General features: G+C 58.6%; 16 protein-coding genes. 13 read left to right on the top strand and 3 right to left on the bottom strand.

The window, feature by feature from the left end:
• Positions 1-1,397 precede the first annotated feature (1,397 nt).
• Positions 1,398-1,628, top strand: a complete 231-nt coding sequence (locus M3I53_RS30920) for a hypothetical protein (RefSeq protein WP_254319621.1) — start codon at positions 1,398-1,400, stop codon at positions 1,626-1,628.
• 134 nt (positions 1,629-1,762) lie between these two features.
• On the opposite strand, the gene M3I53_RS30915 is transcribed toward M3I53_RS30920, so the two are convergent.
• Complete coding sequence (locus tag M3I53_RS30915) at positions 1,763-2,110, bottom strand: winged helix-turn-helix domain-containing protein (RefSeq protein ID WP_254319620.1); 348 nt, start codon at positions 2,108-2,110, stop codon at positions 1,763-1,765.
• A gap of 93 nt (positions 2,111-2,203) precedes the next feature.
• Between M3I53_RS30915 and M3I53_RS30910 the strand changes: the two genes are divergently transcribed.
• Positions 2,204-2,758, top strand: a complete 555-nt coding sequence (locus M3I53_RS30910; RefSeq protein WP_254319619.1) for a hypothetical protein — start codon at positions 2,204-2,206, stop codon at positions 2,756-2,758.
• Positions 2,759-2,857: 99 nt separating this feature from the next.
• Here M3I53_RS30910 and M3I53_RS30905 read toward each other — a convergent pair whose 3' ends face one another.
• Positions 2,858-3,340, bottom strand: coding sequence for a hypothetical protein (locus M3I53_RS30905; RefSeq protein ID WP_254319618.1), 483 nt, complete (start codon positions 3,338-3,340; stop codon positions 2,858-2,860).
• Positions 3,341-4,499: 1,159 nt separating this feature from the next.
• On the opposite strand from M3I53_RS30905, the gene M3I53_RS30900 reads away from it, so the two are divergent.
• The 11 genes from M3I53_RS30900 to M3I53_RS38505 all read left to right on the top strand — a co-directional run bounded on the left by M3I53_RS30900 (position 4,500) and on the right by M3I53_RS38505 (position 16,929).
• Complete coding sequence (locus M3I53_RS30900; protein WP_254319617.1) at positions 4,500-5,252, top strand: hypothetical protein; 753 nt, start codon at positions 4,500-4,502, stop codon at positions 5,250-5,252.
• A 106-nt stretch (positions 5,253-5,358) separates the two neighbouring features.
• Positions 5,359-6,675 carry a caspase family protein gene (locus tag M3I53_RS30895; RefSeq protein WP_254319616.1) on the top strand — a complete coding sequence of 439 codons (1,317 nt, stop codon included), beginning with the start codon at positions 5,359-5,361 and terminating at the stop codon, positions 6,673-6,675.
• 45 nt (positions 6,676-6,720) lie between these two features.
• Positions 6,721-7,656, top strand: a complete 936-nt coding sequence (locus M3I53_RS30890; RefSeq protein WP_254319615.1) for a DUF4384 domain-containing protein — start codon at positions 6,721-6,723, stop codon at positions 7,654-7,656.
• A 39-nt stretch (positions 7,657-7,695) separates the two neighbouring features.
• Positions 7,696-10,713, top strand: coding sequence for a tubulin-like doman-containing protein (locus M3I53_RS30885; RefSeq protein WP_254319614.1), 3,018 nt, complete (start codon positions 7,696-7,698; stop codon positions 10,711-10,713).
• Positions 10,714-10,753: 40 nt separating this feature from the next.
• Complete coding sequence (locus M3I53_RS30880; RefSeq protein ID WP_254319613.1) at positions 10,754-11,548, top strand: M48 family metallopeptidase; 795 nt, start codon at positions 10,754-10,756, stop codon at positions 11,546-11,548.
• Between the two features lie 32 nt (positions 11,549-11,580).
• On the top strand, positions 11,581-12,336 hold the full coding sequence (locus M3I53_RS30875) for a TPR end-of-group domain-containing protein (protein WP_254319612.1): 756 nt from the start codon (positions 11,581-11,583) through the stop codon (positions 12,334-12,336).
• A 53-nt stretch (positions 12,337-12,389) separates the two neighbouring features.
• Positions 12,390-12,683 carry a TM2 domain-containing protein gene (locus M3I53_RS30870; RefSeq protein WP_254319611.1) on the top strand — a complete coding sequence of 98 codons (294 nt, stop codon included), beginning with the start codon at positions 12,390-12,392 and terminating at the stop codon, positions 12,681-12,683.
• Positions 12,684-12,881: 198 nt separating this feature from the next.
• Positions 12,882-13,109: a hypothetical protein gene (locus tag M3I53_RS30865; RefSeq protein ID WP_254319610.1), complete on the top strand. Its 228-nt coding sequence runs from the start codon at positions 12,882-12,884 to the stop codon at positions 13,107-13,109.
• A gap of 469 nt (positions 13,110-13,578) precedes the next feature.
• Positions 13,579-15,144, top strand: a complete 1,566-nt coding sequence (locus M3I53_RS38510) for a TonB family protein (protein ID WP_309249557.1) — start codon at positions 13,579-13,581, stop codon at positions 15,142-15,144.
• A 232-nt stretch (positions 15,145-15,376) separates the two neighbouring features.
• Positions 15,377-16,327, top strand: coding sequence for a lysozyme inhibitor LprI family protein (locus tag M3I53_RS30850; protein ID WP_254319609.1), 951 nt, complete (start codon positions 15,377-15,379; stop codon positions 16,325-16,327).
• Between the two features lie 323 nt (positions 16,328-16,650).
• Positions 16,651-16,929, top strand: a complete 279-nt coding sequence (locus M3I53_RS38505) for a helix-turn-helix domain-containing protein (RefSeq protein ID WP_254319608.1) — start codon at positions 16,651-16,653, stop codon at positions 16,927-16,929.
• A gap of 724 nt (positions 16,930-17,653) precedes the next feature.
• Here M3I53_RS38505 and M3I53_RS30840 read toward each other — a convergent pair.
• Entirely contained in the window at positions 17,654-18,349 is a 696-nt protein-coding gene (locus tag M3I53_RS30840) for a hypothetical protein (protein WP_254319607.1), read from the bottom strand.
• Positions 18,350-18,815 lie beyond the last annotated feature (466 nt).

Genomic DNA, 18,815 nt, shown 5'->3' with positions numbered 1-18,815 from the left:
CAAACGACGCGCCTGACGCGGGGTCTTCAGTGCGTCCGTGCTGTGCGGGCTCTCTTCTTTAAGGGGCTTCTGCAGTTACACATCACGCTGACAGGCAAGGGGCCGCTGCTCGGTCTGCCTGACGAGTTCTTGCGCTCGCGGCAGCTATTCGTTATCATTTTTATAACAAATGGAGGCCAACATGCATACGTTCCACCCGGGTCCTCCGGACGGGAGCCCGGTTTCGCGTCAGGGCGCCAGCCCCGTCAGCTCATGGCTTCTATCCTACCCGACGTTTCGGGACGCGCTCCAACGCGAAGAGACTGATCTGGTTGCGCTGCCCTCCTATGCCAGGCTTCCCGTGCTAGTCAGGATGACGGAGGCGGCGACTGCGTCGTCTAACCTGTTAACAGATCTGGGTGGAGTGCGAGCGTCATACATCGAGCTCAGTACGCCCTGTGTCGCGCAAGTTTTGCGAAATCATCTATCCAGGGGAGCAAACAGGTCGGAGTCGGCCGACGAAGTATCTGACGAACTTGAAACGCTGCGTTCAATATTTCCCGCAGCCAGGGTTCCTCTTGTGGCGAGGCCACCGTGCCTGCTCAGTCCTGGCGCGGGCTTTTTCCTGGAGGGTTGGGCTCGGTTCCTTGCGTACTGGTCCCGCAACGACAGGACAATCCCGATGCTCGCCGTCGACTGGCAGTCTCTGTATGGGCGCCTGACTGACGGCCTCCCCAGAAGCTCCAGTTCGGTGACGAGGTTCCAACGATCGCCGGCTTGCATTGAGTGACGACACATCAATGTAATCGGTCCGCTATGGCAGGTGTTGACCTTACGTCGATGGCGAAACATCTGGGTCCACATTCTTGCTGCAGCCCGATGAAATTGCCGCCAGTTCATCAGGTCGCGATACAGTGCGGAGCCCTTTTTATGACCAGTGGAATAGACCTGTCCTAAGCTTTATCCCGGGTGTTGTTTTAAACCACAGGCAAATTGCCATGGCATCAGAAACCCGGTATGTTTACCGTTCCAAAAGTTATGACGGTTTTGAAAACCTGAGCTTTTGGCGTGTGTTTGCGAGCCCACAGTCCGCTACGGATCGTGGGTTCTTTTTTCTCTAATTAATTCGGATGACGAATTACCTTGTGCGCAGGGAAGGGCTGTTTTCAGGCACGGTGAGACGTTCTAACAGGGATTGGCCTTGATCGGGTAAGCCGGGTCGGGCGGACTCAAAATCGGGGTTACGACTCGCGTCGCTTCCATATCCGAGGCGATGCAATGGGCTGACTCTATCGACAAAGAATAGCGCGCTTGCGAACGTTCGCTGTCAGGAAGATCACCCGTACCTTGTGTCGCGTGTGTAGCGCGCTCCCCGTTGCAGCGAAGTACCTTATCCGGCGGCATCCAGGGGAAAGAATATGAGCGGCGAGCCGCTGCGTCCGGCAAAGCTGCTTGTCGAGGTTGAGAGCCAGTACATCGGGTTCAACGTTGGCAAGACACACAAGGCTGGAAGAAAGGTCAAGGTGCAACGTAGTCAGGCAGACCCGGACACCTTTATCATTTGGTTCGGGAAAGCTGAAATTGCCAGAATCCCCGCCCTGAAACTCGCCCAGACCATCGAATATATCGACGCCTGGCCCAAATTGTAAGGTTACTGTGGTAGCGTCCGCCCCGATTACCGCCGAGGCAGTCTTTCGCCTGGGCAGTGCACTGCAACGAGCATCGGGGAATGGGTTGGAGAAATGCCGGTACTTGCTGTTTCTTTGCCAGAGTTGCGCTTGCATCAGCTTCCCTTCGCGGCTTTCGCAAACGCCTCGGCAAGCTTGTCAAAGTGTCGGAGCGCCGCCGGTGTCAGCTCGATCTGTTTGCGGCGAGCGTCTTCGGTCTCGTTGAGTACGAGCCAGCCCTTTTCACGCATCGATGTGATGCGGGCGTGTAATGTCGCCGGCGACCCAAGCTCGCTGTGGCCCATCATGTCCCGAACGGAAAGCCGTTCGTTTTTTTGCCTCATGCGGGCAACAAACTCGAGTATCTTCTCTTCAAGTGGATCGAGTGCGGGAAGGGAAGGTAGACCCCGTAGTGCCTCGGTGAGTTGAAGAAAGCGAAGATAGATATCAGCAGGGCGTGTCATTACCATCGCTCCAGAGAAAGCGTCGTGCAGGGCAGCGCGCAAGACAAACCGTAATATTATCCCGGTATAAACGGGCACCAGTATTTTATCTCCATGTCTAGCTTACGGTTGCATTGCGTTTCGGTGGCGGGTACCGCTGCCGTGTTCGTTCTGTCGCTCTGGATCAATCAGGAAATTTTCACACACACGGAATTCGTCCGGGGCGTGAACTGGGTCTATCTGCCGTCGGGCGTCAGACTGCTGGGTACGCTGCTTCTGGGCGGCGATGGCGCAATCGGCTTGCTGATAGCAAGCTGGCTCGTCGACTTCTTTTACTTCTTTCCGCACGACCCGGTTCGGTCGTTTGCAGGAGGAATCATTGCCACGGTCGCGCCCTATGCGACATATCGCCTTGCGAGGGAGTGGTATGGGCTGCATTCCATGCTGCTCAATCTCACGCCAAAGCGATTGCTCGTACTGGCAATTGCGTATTCAGTTGCGAACCCGTTGCTGCATCACATCTGGTTCGCGCTGGAAGGAAATACGCACAACCTCGTCGAAAGCTTCTTCATGATGTTTGCGGGCGATCTGTCCGGTGCCCTCATCATGCTGTATGTCGTGAAGGGAATCCTCGCGGTGCTCCCGGTGGGGGGCAAATCACGCATCTGATCTGCTGGTATCCTCACGAAGCTCCAATCGTCGCCGCGTCGCCTCAGTAGTCACGTGTACGTTGCCTCACGTAGGCAGCTCGTGGCACGCTCACCGCGTTCAGGAACTCTGGTGTCCGACGACCTTGCTGCTCACGGCAACCAGTTTCCCGCTCTGGATGCGATAGGCAGTCAATTGAATCGTGGTGGGGCAACAGCCGGGATCGTTGTCGCCCTGTTCAAGACTCCTGACGTAAAGCAGGTTGTCCTTGATGACCATCTGCTGAACGCCCTTGGTGCCAACCTGGTCGGAGTGACCGTTTGCCCAGAATACCTGGACAGAGTCAGACCACCAGTTTCCGCCATCAGTCGGCTCGACTCCGAACGACAGCGCGGTGACCTGACCAATACCGGCCACATCTCCTGTCACGCTCTGGCCACCTTTCCAGTTGACTGCAAGGTGATTGGCACGCGCTTGGCGCGTGACAGTTTGTCGAATCCTCTGGATGTCGACAGTCTGCGCCGCAGTCGCGGCGGGTAGGCTCGCGGCGAAGATGGATGGCATCAGTGCGGCAACGACTGCCGCCTTGCATAGTTTTTTCATGTGCTTTAAAGCGGAATGTTAGTTGGACGCGAGCCTTCATGCGCGACATACCGGATCGTGTGCAGCATTCCAACAATTTCCCTCAGGTCCTGCGTTCGTTACAAAAACTATAACATCCGAACAATTGGCTTGCAAGGCGTCTGCATAGGTACGTTGGCAGGGAATGTCTGTCGAGCAGGCGATCCGGTGGATACGCGCTGGTATCCCGATCTGGGTCGTCGCATGTAAACGTGTCGATGCGTTTCAGGGGAGATGCATTTCCGGGGTGCAGCGAAACCGCTGCGCGCCTGTCAGGTTGAATGCCGTCCTTTGCAGGCATCAAACTTTGCCGATCAATTGGGCTTCGTCAAAACACGCAATCGATCAGTCAGGCGCGGGCTGCGAGCGGCTCTGGCATATGTCAGCCGAGCGCGCGAAGAGCCGACATCCGCCGCGTGAGCGCCGGATGGGGTTCAAGTTCTCTGCCGGTTTCTTGCCAAAAGGCTGGATAGATGTGTTATAAAAGTTATATCGGTATGGGACGGGCAGCGCTACGCCTTGATGCGCAGCCGTGAGTGGAAGGTTCACGACTCCGGGGGATGTGGGAAGCTGGCTGACAGGGCGGTGAAGTCACTGCGATTGGTGTATGTGCAACGAACGGCGTCGCGTGGGAATCCGGTCTTGCGCTATGTGCCGGCGACATCGAAGGTCGTTGCCGTCACGCCTCATCACTGCATCAGCACATGATTCTGACCGTGTGGAGTCGTCCCAATGGAGCGAGGGATTCTCTTTGCCGATACGGGGCGTCGGAGGTGCCGCGCGTTAACCTGCTCAGGAAAGTGTGACGGCGCGGACAGTTTTTCAATAGATGGCAGGGGAGCAAATTCGAGGGGTCGATATTTACATTGTTCGCAGGAATGGGGGATGTAAAACGTTTGCCGTAGGGTTTTTATTCGGCGTATCAGGTGGGTTGCAAAACGCATAGATTGAATATCGTTGAGATCATTCACAATGACGCATCCGGAGTGCTAAAGTTCCGCCGGATTCTGCCGACAATCACAAGCATAAGAATCGCGCTATCGGAGTAATTCACGGTGCGCGGCATTGATAAATGCGCAATGGGGCTCTGCGCGGAGCAGGTAATCTGTCTCTATCAAGCCATGAAGTTAACGAGAGAAAAATGAGAAAAGAGAATACGACCGGCAAGGCATATATTGCTGTTGCGATGGCAGTTCTGTTCACGAGCGGGGTTGCTCAGGCGCAGGAATCAGCCAACGACGAGCTGAATTCGTGCGTCAAGAAAGAACAGGTTATGACGACGGCGAAGGGTGCGGGGATCGGTGCGATCACCGGGCTGACTGCAATGCTTGTGACGCACAAGAATCAGGATGCCGGTAAAGCCGCCTTGATTGGCGCGGTGGCCGGTGGGGTGGCTGGTGGTATTGCGGGATTCGCCACCGCTTACTACACGGCGATCGATACCTGCTACAAAAAGAATCCCTCCTGGATGCCAGAGTCGAATATCCAGCGTACCAAGGACTACGACAACGTCAAGAAGCAGATTCACTATCGCCCCAGCCAGGGCATCGTGACGCGTGTTGAGTCCGTGAATGTTGCCGGACCGGTCAAAGCCGCCGGTCAGGCCGAAGTCGACAGCGCGTTTATCATCATGACGCCGGACGGCGCCGAGACACCCGTTACCGTGGAGCGAAAGCTGTTCGTGGTGGGTGACGATGGCAAGGAGACGGAAGTGAAGTTCCCTGGCCAGACTTCGGAGAACCACACGTTCGAGCCGGGCGAGCAGACGGATGTTGTGCGAATTCCTGTTCCGCCCGATGCCAAGGCCGGCAGCGTGTACCGTGTGCAATTCAGCGTGGCCGCAGGCGAAAAAGCGCCCGTCGTCGCGTCCCAGAAATTTACCGTCACCGAATAAGCGTCGCGGTTCCTGCACGCTGTTTTGCGTTCGCCTGTGGACGGGGTGATGCGCGCGCCATCGGGGTCGGTGGCGCGCATCCGACTGCCTTGCTACGTGTCAACCAATGAAAACGTTTCTAGTGCGCCTGATGGTCCTGGGCGGATCGCTGCTGCTTTCAGCCTGCGCAGCCAGTAGCCTGCCGGGTTTCCAGAACGCCTATAAGAGCTACGATGTTCCGCCGTCACTCGTCAATCGGATCAAGGTCAAGTTTCGCGAACATGGCCTTGCGGGAGCAACGGTAGTGCGTGATAGCACCGGCCGAATCCAGCTCGCCGGCGAATATCGCAACGAAGACGAAGTCGACACCGCATTCCTTATTACACAGTCCATCGTGGGGCTGAAGTCGACTTCGCCAATCTATCCGGAACGGATTGATCACAAGCGCTGGGAGGCCGCCGCCGGTCAGGCACTCGCGGACTACACGCGGGCGCAGAAGCACGCGTCGGCAACGCCCGTGCGGCGGGCGCTTGTCGTCGGTATTAATCATTTTGCGGATCCGTACCACCTGCCAGACATCCTGGGCGCTGACGATGCCGTCGTCGTCCAGGGCTACCTGCGACAGGCTGGTTATCAGGTCACGGCGCTGCTCAACGAACGCGCGACCCAAGCCAACATCACGGCTGCGATTGCGAAGCTCGACCAGGAAATTGGGCCGAACGATGACGTTTTTATCTACATATCGAGTCACGGCAACGCGCCGGTACCGACACCGGGCGGTCGGGATCTGCGCAAGATGTCAATCATGACCTACGACTCGGGCGACCAGAGCACGGTCCGCTCGAACGACCGCACCGAAGTCCTGCTGCATTTCCAGGCGCATTCGGTGCCCGATACGCTGGTTCAGAATCTCGCACGCAAGCCTAGCCACACGATGCGCGTTGTGATCGACACCTGCTATAGCGGCGACATGCTCGACGATATCGCCGATGACAGCACGGCTTACATTCTGCGTGCCAACGGCGGCAAAAGCGAGCACGAGGGAATTTCGCTGGCTGCATGGACGGGCGAGGCCTATGCCGCGAAGGGGATCCACTTCGCCGACGATGCGGGCAACGGTGCAGCGCAAGGTGGCACGGTCAGAACGACGATCGATCGCAGTCGCAGTGGCTACAACATCATTACTGCGACGAGCCCGGACGAGGAATCGCTCGGCCCGAAGTCAGGCCACTTCACGAGTCCGCTCGCGCCCGACCAGACCCTCACGGGATCGTTCTTCACCCAGTCGCTGTTCGCATACCTTGCGCACTACAAGGGACAACTCGGCCCCGCGTTCCGCGACGCGCAGACCTTCACGTCGCAAACAGCGCTTAACGGCGGGAAGCATCAAACGCCGCGCCAGTACTCGACCATTCCCGATCAGCAGAACGATCTTTATCAGTAAGCGGCCGGGTTCGGGTCGCAGACGTTAGTCCATAGGAGAATCGACATGCGGTATCCCCTCGTCGCGCTTTCGCTGGCCGTGCTTGCATCCCACGCCTTCGCGGAAGACGAATTCACGGCGAAATCGCTGTTCTTCGCACAAGACAACGCCGTAGTTGCCGTGGGCACCGGCGCATCGCCGACCGCCTTCGCGGCGGCGTCTGCGCCAGTGACCGACGGCGTCCAGCAAACGGCCGGCGCTGGCAAGGTCGAGAAGGTCTCGCAAAAGAAGAAGGTCGCCCGGATCGGCGCAAGCTACTTCATTCGCCTCAAGGAAAACGACGGCACCACGCAAGACGTTCTGGCGCGCCGCGTGTTCAAGAGCGGCGAGCACTTCCAGCTCGGTGTGAAGGTCAACCGGCCTTCGTACGTCTACATTCTCAATGAAGCACCGGACGGCACCGTAACGCAGATCTACCCGCAGGCGTCACAGGACAATTTCGTCGACGCGATGGGGGTGGTGTTCTTCCCGGCGAAGGGCTCATTCGTTTTTGACAGCAATCCGGGCATGGAAAAGCTGATGGTCTATCTCACGCCCGAGCGCGAACACGGTGATGTCACGCGGCGCCTGCGCCACGCCGCGCCGGATCTCGTCTCGACGCCCCGGACGCAGACTGCGTCTGACGCGGGTTCGTGCGCAGCAGCGCCTGTAGCAGCGACGGCCGCGGCGGACACCGGGGCGAGCGGTGCGGCGGCGCTGAGTCTTGCGGACGCTGGCACAGGTTACGCCGCGAAGGGCATCGCCTTTGCGCCCGATGCGAATACGGGCTGCGGCGCGAAGGTAGCGGCGAACGATACTCAGGAGTTTGCGGCCAAGGGAATCGTCTTTAGCGACGACGCCTCGCCTGTCGCAGGTGGCCAGGTCGCATCCTACGTTGTCAAGCAGGCGACCAAGCCCGAAGCTGCGAACCTTTACCTGAAGATCAATCTCGCCCACGAGTGACGCACGTCGTCATGGACCTCTGAACGGACAGCTTCGACCATGGAACACAACCATCTGATCATCGGCCTTGGCGGCTCGGGCGGAAAAATCATCCGGAACCTGCGCAAGACCATCGAACGCAATCGCGATGCGCAGGGCAACAGCCCTTCGGATGCGTGCTTCGAGTACCTCTACGTCGATACGTCGACCGACGAGCTCGACAAGCACGACGAATGGAAGGTGCTCGGCAAAGACATCGATCTCGCGCGCAGCCAGTACATCGTCAACACTGCGGGCAGCGTACGTCCTGTGCTCGACGATCCGGATTCCTTTCCGGGCCTGCGCGACTGGATCGAGCCACGTAGCATCTTCGGCTTTGTCAAGCCGGGAATCGCCGGCGCCGCGCAGCGCCGCAAGCTCGGTCGTCTCGTGTTCGCACAGAATGCCCCACAGTTCGTGAAGGCGGTCGAGGACCGCATGCGCCTGCTCGAAAGCGGACCGGGCCGCACGGGCGTGACGATTCACGTCGTCTGCGGCCTCGCGGGCGGCACGGGTAGCGGCTCGGTCGTGGACGCTGTCGCGCTTATCCGCAACAAGTATCCCAATCCGGATCTTCACCGTATCCTCATCTACGCGCTGCTGCCGGAGAAGGACTCGAAGCGCGTGCGTGACGTGGCGGGCTTTTCGAATTACTACGCGAATGGCTATGCGGCGCTCGCCGAGCTCAACGCGATTGCGGTCGGCCAGTATCATCCCGCGAATGTGCTCGACGGCGCTCCGATGGAGCACGACGTATACTTCAACGGCTGCTATCTCGTGAGCAATCTCAACGAGCACAACCTGCAGTTCGACGTCGACACCGAAATTCCACGTGTTGTCGCTGAATTCATCTACCAGAAGACACTCAACAAGCAGTGGGAAGGGCTCGGCCGCGCGGAGAAGGGCGAGAACGATATCAAGAACTTCGAAAGCGAAGCGGATATCGGCAAGGCACGCGCGAAGCTGTTTCTGTCATTCGGCGTCGAGCGCATCGTGGTGCCGGAGCAGGAAATCAAGGAGTTTCTGGCCTACGGTTTCGCGGAACAGGCCACGCGCCAGCTGATGTTCAACAACTTTCGCCAAGGCGAAGGCTATGCCGACGAGCCCCTGCAGAAGGACTGGGGCTCCGAGGTGCGCAAACCCGAAGTCACACGCCAGCTGCTGCTAAGCGACGCGCATCTGATGCTCGAGACCGGCATCCTGGAAGACGATGCGAAGAACGCGATGTGGAAGCCGGCGCGCGAGTACTGGAAGCAGATCGTGAGCCGCCTCACACCGGAGATCCAGGCCGACCAGACGCTCGAACAGACCAACTGGACGCACGCGCTCAATACGCGTCTCGCGAAGGTTTTCGACGAGACATACCGCACCATGGGTGGCGTGCGCAAGTTCTATGAGATCAAGGGCAACGCGCGTCCCGAAATGGCGCGCCACATCTGCTCAGTGATCGAGAAGGAACTGTTCAGCCAGTGGAAGGTGGGCACGCATTCGCTTATCCAGCTGCGCCAGTTCGTGGATGCACAGCTCGCGGTGCTGGACGAGCGCCTCGCCGTGTTCAACGAAGAAATCGCAAAGGCGCCCGCAGCCGAGCAGGCGATCCTGCAACGCATCGCCGAACTGACGACGCAGTTCAACAAGGTCGGCTTCTTTGGCCAGCATTTGACCGACAAGCGCAGCTCGTTGTTCGCGGACATCGCGAACCAGCATCAGGATCTGTACACGCTGCGCACACTCCACGAGGGGCGGCGTTTTGCGAGCAGCCTGCTGCCGTTTGTCAAGGACGGTCTCACGACGCTTCGCGGCCTCATCGACGAGTTGCATCAGAATCTCGCCGCTGCGACCGAGAAAGTGCGTCAGGAACAGGCCGCGCGTCTTGAGGGAGCGGATGCGATTTACCAGCAGCGCATCTTCGATCGCAACGCCATCACCAACGTGATGAAGGCTGTCGTCGTCGACGAGCAGGCGCAGGCCGCGCGCACGCAGCGTGTGCGTCAGTCGATCATCGATCTCGCCGGCACCGACGCGGACTCGTTCGACAAGCTTTCCCGTAGCCTGTCGCTCGGGGCGATCCTCTCGACGATCACCCAGGCGTCGGCGAGCATCGTTGAGTCGGCGCATGCGGAGATCTCGAAGAATCTGCCACCGGTGTTGCACGTCAATATCGTTGAGCGTCTGCAAAAGCAGTATGACGCGAATCCCAGTGGCCTGAAGAATTTCGTCTCGGGTCTCTACGAGACCTCGGGGACGATGCTTCAGTACAACAAGACCGAAGTCGATCGCATGGTGGCAGGCAACGAAGGCGGCTCGCGCGGCACTGCGAGGACGGTCGGCGTGTTCCTGCCCGAATGCGAAAGCCAGAAGGACTTCCACGCGAACCTTACTGCGCTCTTCGAGGCACAGAAGGACCCCGCGTCCGACACGGTCGTCGCGGCGGGCAAGCTCTCGAACGAGATCGTCATCATGAAGATTGCATCGCTGATGCCGGTGCGGTTCATCGAGCCCCTCGCGATGCTCAAGCGTCATTACGATGGCCTGCTCGGTGACTACAACGAATCCTGGCTGCTGCATGGCGCCGGTAACGGGAAGAACCTGCCGCCGCTCTATGCGCGTACCGCAACCGAAATTGCGAACCAGGCCAAACGGCAGCCGTACCGGCTCATCGGGCGCCTGCTCGAGATGATCAAGCTGCGCGAAAACCGCACCACGGGCGAGCCGGAATGGGTGTTTGTCTACGAGAGCGACGGGCTGCCCACCTCGAAGGTACTGGCGGGTCGGGTCTGGCAGGACGTGCTTGAGGGAGACCTGGCAGCGGGAGTTCAGGAGCTGATTGAGAAGGAGATCGCTCGCCGTCTTGACGCAGGCTACAAGCACCGTGAGCAGAAGGAAGCGCTCCTTGAGCAGTTTAACAAGCTCGCTCGCGAGCAGTTCGAGAAGAGTGGCGAGGATACCGAAGCCCCGGCGTACAAGGCGCTGGTACGGATGAAGCCGCTGGTGCGCGAGATCGTTGGTTTGACCAATCCGGCGGCCGAGCCCGCTTGAGTGCGGTGATCCGAACGATAACGAGAACACAAGGACCAACATGACGATTTACAAGTGCCCTACGCTCGGTGACTGCGAGCGCGCAAACAGCGGAGAGCTTTTCGAGCGGGCGCCGGGGGAGGATCTGAAATGCCCGGGTTGTGGAACCTTGCTCGAGCAGCAAATCAAGCCTGTCTCCGCGCGCGGCCCACGCAAGCCGGTGATCGTTGCGGCAGTGGCGGGCGTTGTCGCGCTGGCGCTCGCAGGTGGGGGAGCCGGGGTTTACTACAAGAAGACGCACGGCGCGGCAGCTGAGGGCGCGGACAGCACAGCGCAGGCGCAAACGCAAATGCAGGCGTCTGCGCCCGCAGCAGTGGCAGCCGCGCCCGCCTCAGCGGTTGTCGCGGCGGCAAGCGACGCACAGCCACCGGCCACGCAAGCCGCAAGCGGAATTGCGCCGAGCGCAGCCGAGATCGCCGCGCTGCGCAAGTCGGGAGACGCAAAGCTCGCACAGGGTGACGCCGCCGGTGCCGAGGCCGCCAGCAACGACGCGGCGACCAAGGAGATGATCAAGGTTGCCATCGCGGACATTGCGCAAGGCAAGCTCGATGATGCCGACAAGGAACTCAAAGACGCGGCGACGCGGGACCCGAAGCAGTCGCTCGTCTACTACAACCTGGGCGTGTTGCGCCTGAAGCAGGGCCGCACCGACGACGCACTGAAGCAGTTCGAGGCGAGCTTCCTCAACGGCTTCTCGTACTTCGACGAGATGAACAAGGATCCGGATCTGGACAGCATTCGCCGCGATCCGCGCTTTACCGCGCTCGTCAGCAAGTATCGCGCTGCGACGACGTGATACCGCGGATCCGGCTGGCGGCCATCGCCGCCATGGTTACCCTCGCGCTGGCTGCGGGCTGCTCCAGGAGCGATGGTGCGTCGGTGCTCGGGCACTGGCGCGCGGAGCGCATGCAGGTCTACAGCGTGAAGTTACCGCTCGGCCCGGATGTCGTGATCAGCAAGGACGCGATCTCGAGTCCGGGGGTTGACGCGAAAATCCCGCTTGACGGCATTGAGCGCAAGGGCGACGAGGCGGTGCTCGATACCAGTTACGGCATGGGGATATCGCTTTATTTCGTGAGTCCCGATCGCGTGTATCTGAACGTGCCGATCATCGGAAAGGTGTATTACCGGCGTGTAGATGACTCGCAGGTAGGGACGACTGATGTCGCCACCGCAACAGCGGAACATGCCGTTCAGGCGGTCGTCCCAGCTGGACCATCGGTCGTCACGCCAGCAGCACGGCCTGTTGAGGTTAAGCAGGTTGCCGCTGCGGCGCCCGTTGCGAGCAACGATACGGCGCAGGGGCTCATGCCGCAGGCAGAGGCGGCACTGCGGGCAGATGAAGACGCGCAAGCCGAAAAACTGCTGTCTCAGGCCCAGGCATCGCCGTCGGCGCACCCGCTCGTCGACTACGATCTTGCAGTTCTGGCGGCGAAACGCTCTGATGCGGACAGCGCGATCGATCATCTGAATCAGGCGTTTAAACACGGCTACCGGCAATTCGCGACACTGGATGCAACGCCCGAATTCGAGGCGTTGCGACAGGATGTGCGCTATCAGGCACTCGTTGCCCGTTATCGATAAGCGATGCAGAAGCACGCCCGTGACAATCGATTGATTTCCTCTTGGGAGAAGATATGAACGATACATCGCGCAACATGATGCTTTACGACGCGCAGAAGAAGAGTGTAGGCGTCGCGTTTCTGTTCTGGTTTTTTCTGGGCTACCTCGGGGCACACAGGTTCTACACAGGAAGGGCGCTGACGGCCATCGCACAGATTGCCCTGACGTTGGTCGGTGCGGCGACGACGTGGGCGGGCATCGGATTTTTCCTGCTGATTGTTGCTGGAATCTGGGTATTGGTCGATGCGTTCATGCTGCCAGGCATTGTGCGGCGCTATAACGTGGCGCTCGCAGGCCAGATCAGCTGAAGCCGTTTCCGGATGTGCACGATCTAAAATTTTCGCCGATTTCGAAGGCCGTACGTCAAGAATAGCGCGGCATTCGACGCGCGCTTTTTTAGCCGACTGCGAACGGCTTGATAGCTGATGCATTTCCCTACGGCCCGTCCAGTGCGGCGCAAGGTGCAATGGAAGAGTTGTTTTCCTGACAAAACCAAGGAAAGAATCATGAAGAAGGCAAGTTGTATGGCGATAGCATTGGCACTGAGCCTCGACGCTGGTCAAGCCGTTGCAGCAGGGTGTCTTAAAGGGGCTGCAGTCGGTGCTGTAGCCGGGCACGTAGCCGGCCATCACGCAGTTGCTGGCGCACTTGTAGGTTGCGCAGTTGGGCATCATATGGCGAAAGAAAAGGCAAAGAGGGCGGCTGAGGAGCATGCCGCCACGCAGGCGCAGTAGACACAAGGTTTAAAAGACGACGACGTATGGATGCGTCGGATGAACTTTCGCTGGCTCTGTCGCAGCAATGGCGCGCTCGGGGGCATGATAGTGAGCTTGCAGCACTTTGATCTGGCCCGTGCTGAGCTCGGGCAAGATCGCTTCTACGGCATAGGTGCTCGGCCCCCAGCTTGTCTGTCTTATTGGGCCGCCGCACCGAGCGCTGGAACAAAGGTGCGGCGTGGGTTGGTGTTTTCTTGTCGGGCGGCTGCTGTCCGCTGCAGCTTTGCGCCACCAGCATTGGGTTGGAGTACAGCTGCGCTGCAACGTCTCCGAGCGGTAGTTCACCTTTCTCTCTGGGTCTCCTTGGAGACTCACAAATAGGCCTTCGCAGTTGACCGGGCCATTGCTCCGATCGTCGACTTCTGATTAAAGCGACCGTCTCGGTGTGCCGATAACCAGAGACAGACAAAAAAGGTTGCATTCAAGGATGGCTCGACCGCATACCCACTACGATAATCTCAAGGTATCTCGCAACGCGCCGCCAGAGGTCATTCGAGCCGCTTATAAGGCGTTAAGTCAGCGTTATCATCCAGACAAGAACAGCAGTCCGGATGCTACGAGGATCATGAAGATCCTCAACGAGGCATACGCGGTGCTTAGCGACGAAGATAGTCGACGTCGTTACGACGCCGCGCTCACTGCGGAAGTGGAAGAGCCTCCTCGCCCAACCTCGGACGAACGCCAAAACAAGCCGCCCGAGCAACCACCGCCGGAACCCGAGCGCCATAGCGCGCAAGCGTCGACGAACGCTAATTCGGACCCCGCGGAGGATCGCCGCAATACGGTGCCGCCTACGAAGAAGAAGCGCTACGGCTGGTTGTGGTTCATTGGCATTGCGATCGCCGTTCTCATTCGCGTGGGGACGAAAGGATCAGAACACGAGCCCTACTCCCGGTCAGAAACGACAAACTACTCTCGCAGTAATTCCGTAGGTGATTCTTCGTCCCAAGCCGTGACTCCGGAAGCGCCTGTCGTTGACAAGTCATCCCTTATTACCAGCTTCGACTGCAAGAAGGCTAGATCGCCGTCGGAAAAGCTAATCTGTAGCGACGAGGAGCTGGCAGCCCTGGATCTCGACTTAGCGACGGTGTTTGCACAGGCCAAGGCTGTAGCCCCTGATAAACGCGCATTTGCGGAGGCAGCGCGGCAGAATTGGAACTGGCGCAATGCAAATTGCTTCGACAAAACATGCCTCGTGACTTGGTTTAACGCACAGCGAGACAGGCTGGTTGCGATATTGAATGAGCCTGTGCCGGCCATTGCCGCTTCACAAGTGCCGGCCAACGATGCTGGTTCGTCTTCAACGCAGGGGAATGCAGAGTACCGGTCACGGTCAGCGCCTGATACAACCGGACCGAGAACGGACGTTGCTCCTTCGTCGCTCTATCTCGAACGAGTGGCGCGGCGAGTCCGTCCGAATATAGTATGGTCTGCTGAGATCGATGGTGCAGACGCAACCATTACTGTTCGCTGCAATCGCGACGGGACTCTGCTGTCCGCGTCGGTCTCTCGCTCGAGCGGCAATGTGCAATGGGACGAGGCAGCCTTGCGAGCGGTCCAGCGATCAGATCCGATGCCAGTAGACGTCAATGGTGAGGCACCCGCCACCTTTGCTATTACGTTGCGCCCATCAAGTAACGCATCGTCGACTTCGCAGAATGGCCGAGACACAGCGCTGTCATGGGCTCACGCCGTGGCAGAACAGCACGCGGACGCCGATGCGGCCTATGACCTTGCGAAGCAAAAGCTCGATGCCATAAGCGCTTCGTGTCCAGATACGAAGTTGCTGCAACAGACGCCGCAGAAGTCCGGCCCTTACAAGTCGGTGATCATGTTCCTCAGTCAGCAATGCGGATACATAGTGAGCTATTGGCCAGAAAGCGGCGAAGAACAAATTTCCTTTGATCGAACTATGATCGCGAGTTGGAGCGGGTATTGTTCGGTGCGCGGAGAAATTCAGACTACGTGTACCAAGGCAGGCGAAATCGAGTGATTTGTTTTCGATATAGCCTACTGCTACCCCAGTGGATTGGGTGTTGCCAGACTATAAAGGCCGACGCTGGTACCCCAGAAGAACCGGCGGCTGGCGGTCGATATCCTCTATTCAGTATTCACGTTGGTACGGGCAACTCAATAACCCACAGCGATTCTTTCATGCTATCTTGCCGCGCGCAGGCGGTAGCAAATAACGTCGCCGCTAGGCCAAACGAAAGGGGTTCACATTCATGATTAAAAAGATGTTAGGCGTTTTGCTCGCCATGGGTATGTTTGCGCTCTCGGGTTGTGATAGTCAGAAGAAGGAGGTGATTGCGGTGACTGCTCCGTCTTCGACGATGCTCGATGAAATATCCGGCGTGTGGAGGGCGCAGAGTGAGAATACTTTGATGACCATCCAGTATGCGGACCACAAGGTCCGCCTGCTGTTTGGTGACGACTTTATCCCCGTTACTGTAGGTGCCATCGACGACGTCAACAAAACCGTTAATTTCAACGTCATTCTCGCAGCGACGGGCAAGCCGGCAGTGTGGACTGTCCGGGAAATTTGGAACGAAGACAAGTCTTCGTTTCACCTGCAACTCACATTGCACGACGGCACGCAGGAGGACTTCGGTTTCGTGCGTAAGATCTCTACGGACGATCTGAATCACATTGCAAGCCTTGAGCCGCAACAGACTAGGACAGATAGCACTGCACAAACCGCGGCGGCTGCCGCTGCACCGGCCACCAGTGTGGACCAGCAACAGCAAGCACAGCCTGTAGCAGTGGCAGCATCCGCCACGCCCCCCGCCATTAACACAGTATCGACAGTTGCTGTGCCAGTCTCCGCTTCAACGGACAGCAATTTGGCACTGGCTACGCAGACTGCAGCAGCACCAGTTCAATCGGGCACCTTCGCGCCGAGTTTCGATTGTGCGAAAGTCTCAACCGGTCCCGAACGATTGGTGTGTGGATCGCAACAGCTTTCCGCGCTTGATGTTCAGCTTGCTCAGGCCTACAAGCGAAATATGAGCCTGACTGACGACACGAAAGCTCTCAAGGATGAGCAAATCGAATGGCGAAAAAAGGCGCGTGACGCCTGTTCCACAGTCGAGTGTATGGCACAAGCCTATCAGAGCCGGATTGACGACCTTGATGCCGTCAGCAGCCATCTGTCAAAACCGAAGCAATTCCAGTAAGTCCCATGGTGGCGCGCTTGCGGTGGCGACACGCTCGCCGGTCGGCAACGGTTCAGTGGGAGCGACATCGGTAAGCGCGATCAGAAACCCTACTTGACGGATCCGGGATACAGCCGGTCGATGGATTAGATAGAGGCCGCGCGTGCGCGCTTGTTGCGCGGCCCGGTCACTGTCATCTTTTCGCTAGCGCGAGAAGGGCGTTTCGCAGGCCACGGCAGTTCGCGAGGCGACGGAGGCAGACGAGTTACCCGGATCCGCGGTAGTTGCCGCTTGGGGAAACGACCGCAATCCATGTGCCTCAATCGCGAGCCTGTATCGTTGAGGTGAACAAAGCCGATTTGCCAAAGGGACTTTCACATTTGGCTGCTGCTTTCGAAAGCTACAATGAGCCACCCTCACAAAGCGTAGAGATACCTCTCGCCCCGAAGGGATCGGCCGCTGCATCATTGGCGCGCCTCGGTTGGACGCAGGGGGCGTTTGCCGAATATTCGGGCTATGACCGCCGGACCATCGGTCGATGGACCCGCGGTGAATCGGCAATCCCGCTGCTCGTTGAAAGACACCTCGATCTGCTGCTGGCCATTCGTGACCGCTTGCCCTGAAGATCCACGTTCAGTCATGCGTACGGCATGATGCGGTAAGCAGGGCTCTCCTCGCCATCTGTTCTTCGGCGTCTTCGTACGCTGAGGCGACGCACATGCCGGCTTGACGTACTCACGTGCCGCTAGCCTGATTGTGACAGTCGATCTGTAGTGCCAAGATTCGCGTGGCGAACAGCTCGACGTCTCGTGAGTGTCGGGCGAGTCGGTGATCCGGAAGCCTACAACTTAGCTAGGAATCGTACGCACAGAAGGCCGAGGGTGGGGGCGGTGTCAACGCTAGCGAGTTATGCGCCCCGTTGCTATTCCGCCAGCTGTGGTAGGTCTAAGGGCGGGAATCGGAGAGCACAGGTCACTCCGTACCGTTGCCCGAAGAAAGGGTATCGGCCATTGCCGACGTTCAGGTGTCGCCATTTGTGCGGCAGCTTCAGCTCGGTCTTCTGCCATTCACACCTGCGCGGCCACGAACATCCGATCTCGCTGACGTTGAACGAGTCTTCACGACCCTTCTCAGCCATTCACCCTCGTCTCTGCGGAACGGCGGGTCCTGAGCGCCTAGCGGTCGGTTGATACACGGCTAACATGGCTTCGTTGGGTACCCTCTGGCGTTTGCAACATCAGGCGATACAGCAGCGTTCGGCATTTGCTCCAGAGATCGCTCATGTCTTTTTCCCTCCCGGTTCGCTAGCGCTCGCCGTGCCGGGCTGTTCATCGAGTCACCACCGATTCATTGAGCACCTGTTGTCTGTTGAGCTGCAGAAGCAGCCACGGGCACATCCGGTGCCAAGCTGAAGCTGTGTAGCTCCCATTGACTGTCGTACTGAGGCTGGGCTCCCGCATATCCTTTGCTCGTCCACTTGATGACCCGCTTGACGGATGGCGCATACCAGCAGGTGGCTTCGAACGTGTAGTCACGAATGAGCATGCCGTTATGCATGCGCTGAACGGTTCCCGAGTCCGTCAGCCTGAAAGCGAAAAAATCGCCGGCCACCACGTGCACGACCTCAGTGGCGTCAACGGAAGCCCGGTGCGCGACCCAATGGGTGTCGCCTGACGAGTACGTGTAGTTCCCGCTCCATGAGTCTCCGACCTTCATCGGAAAATGCAAAAGGTCTCGCGAGGGATTGAACACAACATCATGGTTCCGGGTCATGTTGCTGGTACTGTTGAGATCTATTTCGAAACGGCCCTTCGAGATTCTCGTCTGCTGGGGCGTGATCTCGATGACTCTCTGATGCGACATCTGCTCAGGCGTTTCCGGCGTCGGTGGAGTTGGTCCGAAGATCCAGCTGTCACCGAGCCGGAATATTGGCTGTTCCGCCGTTGAAACCGGCTCGACGGTGGATTGTCCAAACGCTGGAATCGTCCCGAACGCGGACGACACAACCAGAATGAGCGCACACATTTCCTGAGCTGCCTTCATCTTGTTCAATCCTTCTGCCAGTGCGACAAGAACCTGCGGACTGTCGGAAATGATGCACCTAAACGGGGGTGAAGGATGTGCGCCACGCCTCATAGGGTCGGGACGGTTCAGGACTCAAAGCGTGTCAACAGTGATCGGGAATATCGGCCCGGGAAGTTGGTCCTGAATACGTTGACGGGAAATTTCTCCCGCGCGATTGTCAATCGAGTCGATGAGCCTCGGCAACTGGTATTGCTAATAGACGCCCTGCGCGCGCCGTGGCTGGAGCGCCCGTTGAGTTATCCATGTGGCACGCGATGTATGGCCATGAGTGGCAGGCCGCTAGCTACTGCACACCTGCCATTCGAGTGTCAGTTCGTGCGCGCTGCCGGATGACGGCAGTTGGCCGTCACCGGTAGTTCAGCGGCACGTTCGACGCGATTCGTAGTGCCTGATGTGCCGAGGCTTGCGCGCGTTGATGCACTGC

The sequence above is a fragment of the Paraburkholderia sp. CNPSo 3272 genome (assembly GCF_024206495.1).
Taxonomy (GTDB): domain Bacteria; phylum Pseudomonadota; class Gammaproteobacteria; order Burkholderiales; family Burkholderiaceae; genus Paraburkholderia.
Note: the sequence above shows the minus strand (reverse complement) of the source record. Positions and strands in the feature narration are given on the sequence as shown.

Excerpts from the sequence above, each read along its gene's own strand:
- M3I53_RS30840 (WP_254319607.1), bottom strand. The coding sequence starts at position 18,349 with ATGAAGGCAGCTCAGGAAATGTGTGCGCTCATTCTGGTTGTGTCGTCC.
- M3I53_RS30875 (WP_254319612.1), top strand. The coding sequence starts at position 11,581 with ATGGTTACCCTCGCGCTGGCTGCGGGCTGCTCCAGGAGCGATGGTGCG.
- M3I53_RS30880 (WP_254319613.1), top strand. The coding sequence starts at position 10,754 with ATGACGATTTACAAGTGCCCTACGCTCGGTGACTGCGAGCGCGCAAAC.
- M3I53_RS30885 (WP_254319614.1), top strand. The coding sequence starts at position 7,696 with ATGGAACACAACCATCTGATCATCGGCCTTGGCGGCTCGGGCGGAAAA.
- M3I53_RS30870 (WP_254319611.1), top strand. The coding sequence starts at position 12,390 with ATGAACGATACATCGCGCAACATGATGCTTTACGACGCGCAGAAGAAG.
- M3I53_RS30895 (WP_254319616.1), top strand. The coding sequence starts at position 5,359 with ATGAAAACGTTTCTAGTGCGCCTGATGGTCCTGGGCGGATCGCTGCTG.
- M3I53_RS38510 (WP_309249557.1), top strand. The coding sequence starts at position 13,579 with ATGGCTCGACCGCATACCCACTACGATAATCTCAAGGTATCTCGCAAC.
- M3I53_RS30915 (WP_254319620.1), bottom strand. The coding sequence starts at position 2,110 with ATGACACGCCCTGCTGATATCTATCTTCGCTTTCTTCAACTCACCGAG.
- M3I53_RS30890 (WP_254319615.1), top strand. The coding sequence starts at position 6,721 with ATGCGGTATCCCCTCGTCGCGCTTTCGCTGGCCGTGCTTGCATCCCAC.
- M3I53_RS30910 (WP_254319619.1), top strand. The coding sequence starts at position 2,204 with ATGTCTAGCTTACGGTTGCATTGCGTTTCGGTGGCGGGTACCGCTGCC.
- M3I53_RS30920 (WP_254319621.1), top strand. The coding sequence starts at position 1,398 with ATGAGCGGCGAGCCGCTGCGTCCGGCAAAGCTGCTTGTCGAGGTTGAG.
- M3I53_RS30865 (WP_254319610.1), top strand. The coding sequence starts at position 12,882 with ATGAAGAAGGCAAGTTGTATGGCGATAGCATTGGCACTGAGCCTCGAC.
- M3I53_RS30850 (WP_254319609.1), top strand. The coding sequence starts at position 15,377 with ATGATTAAAAAGATGTTAGGCGTTTTGCTCGCCATGGGTATGTTTGCG.
- M3I53_RS30905 (WP_254319618.1), bottom strand. The coding sequence starts at position 3,340 with ATGAAAAAACTATGCAAGGCGGCAGTCGTTGCCGCACTGATGCCATCC.
- M3I53_RS30900 (WP_254319617.1), top strand. The coding sequence starts at position 4,500 with ATGAGAAAAGAGAATACGACCGGCAAGGCATATATTGCTGTTGCGATG.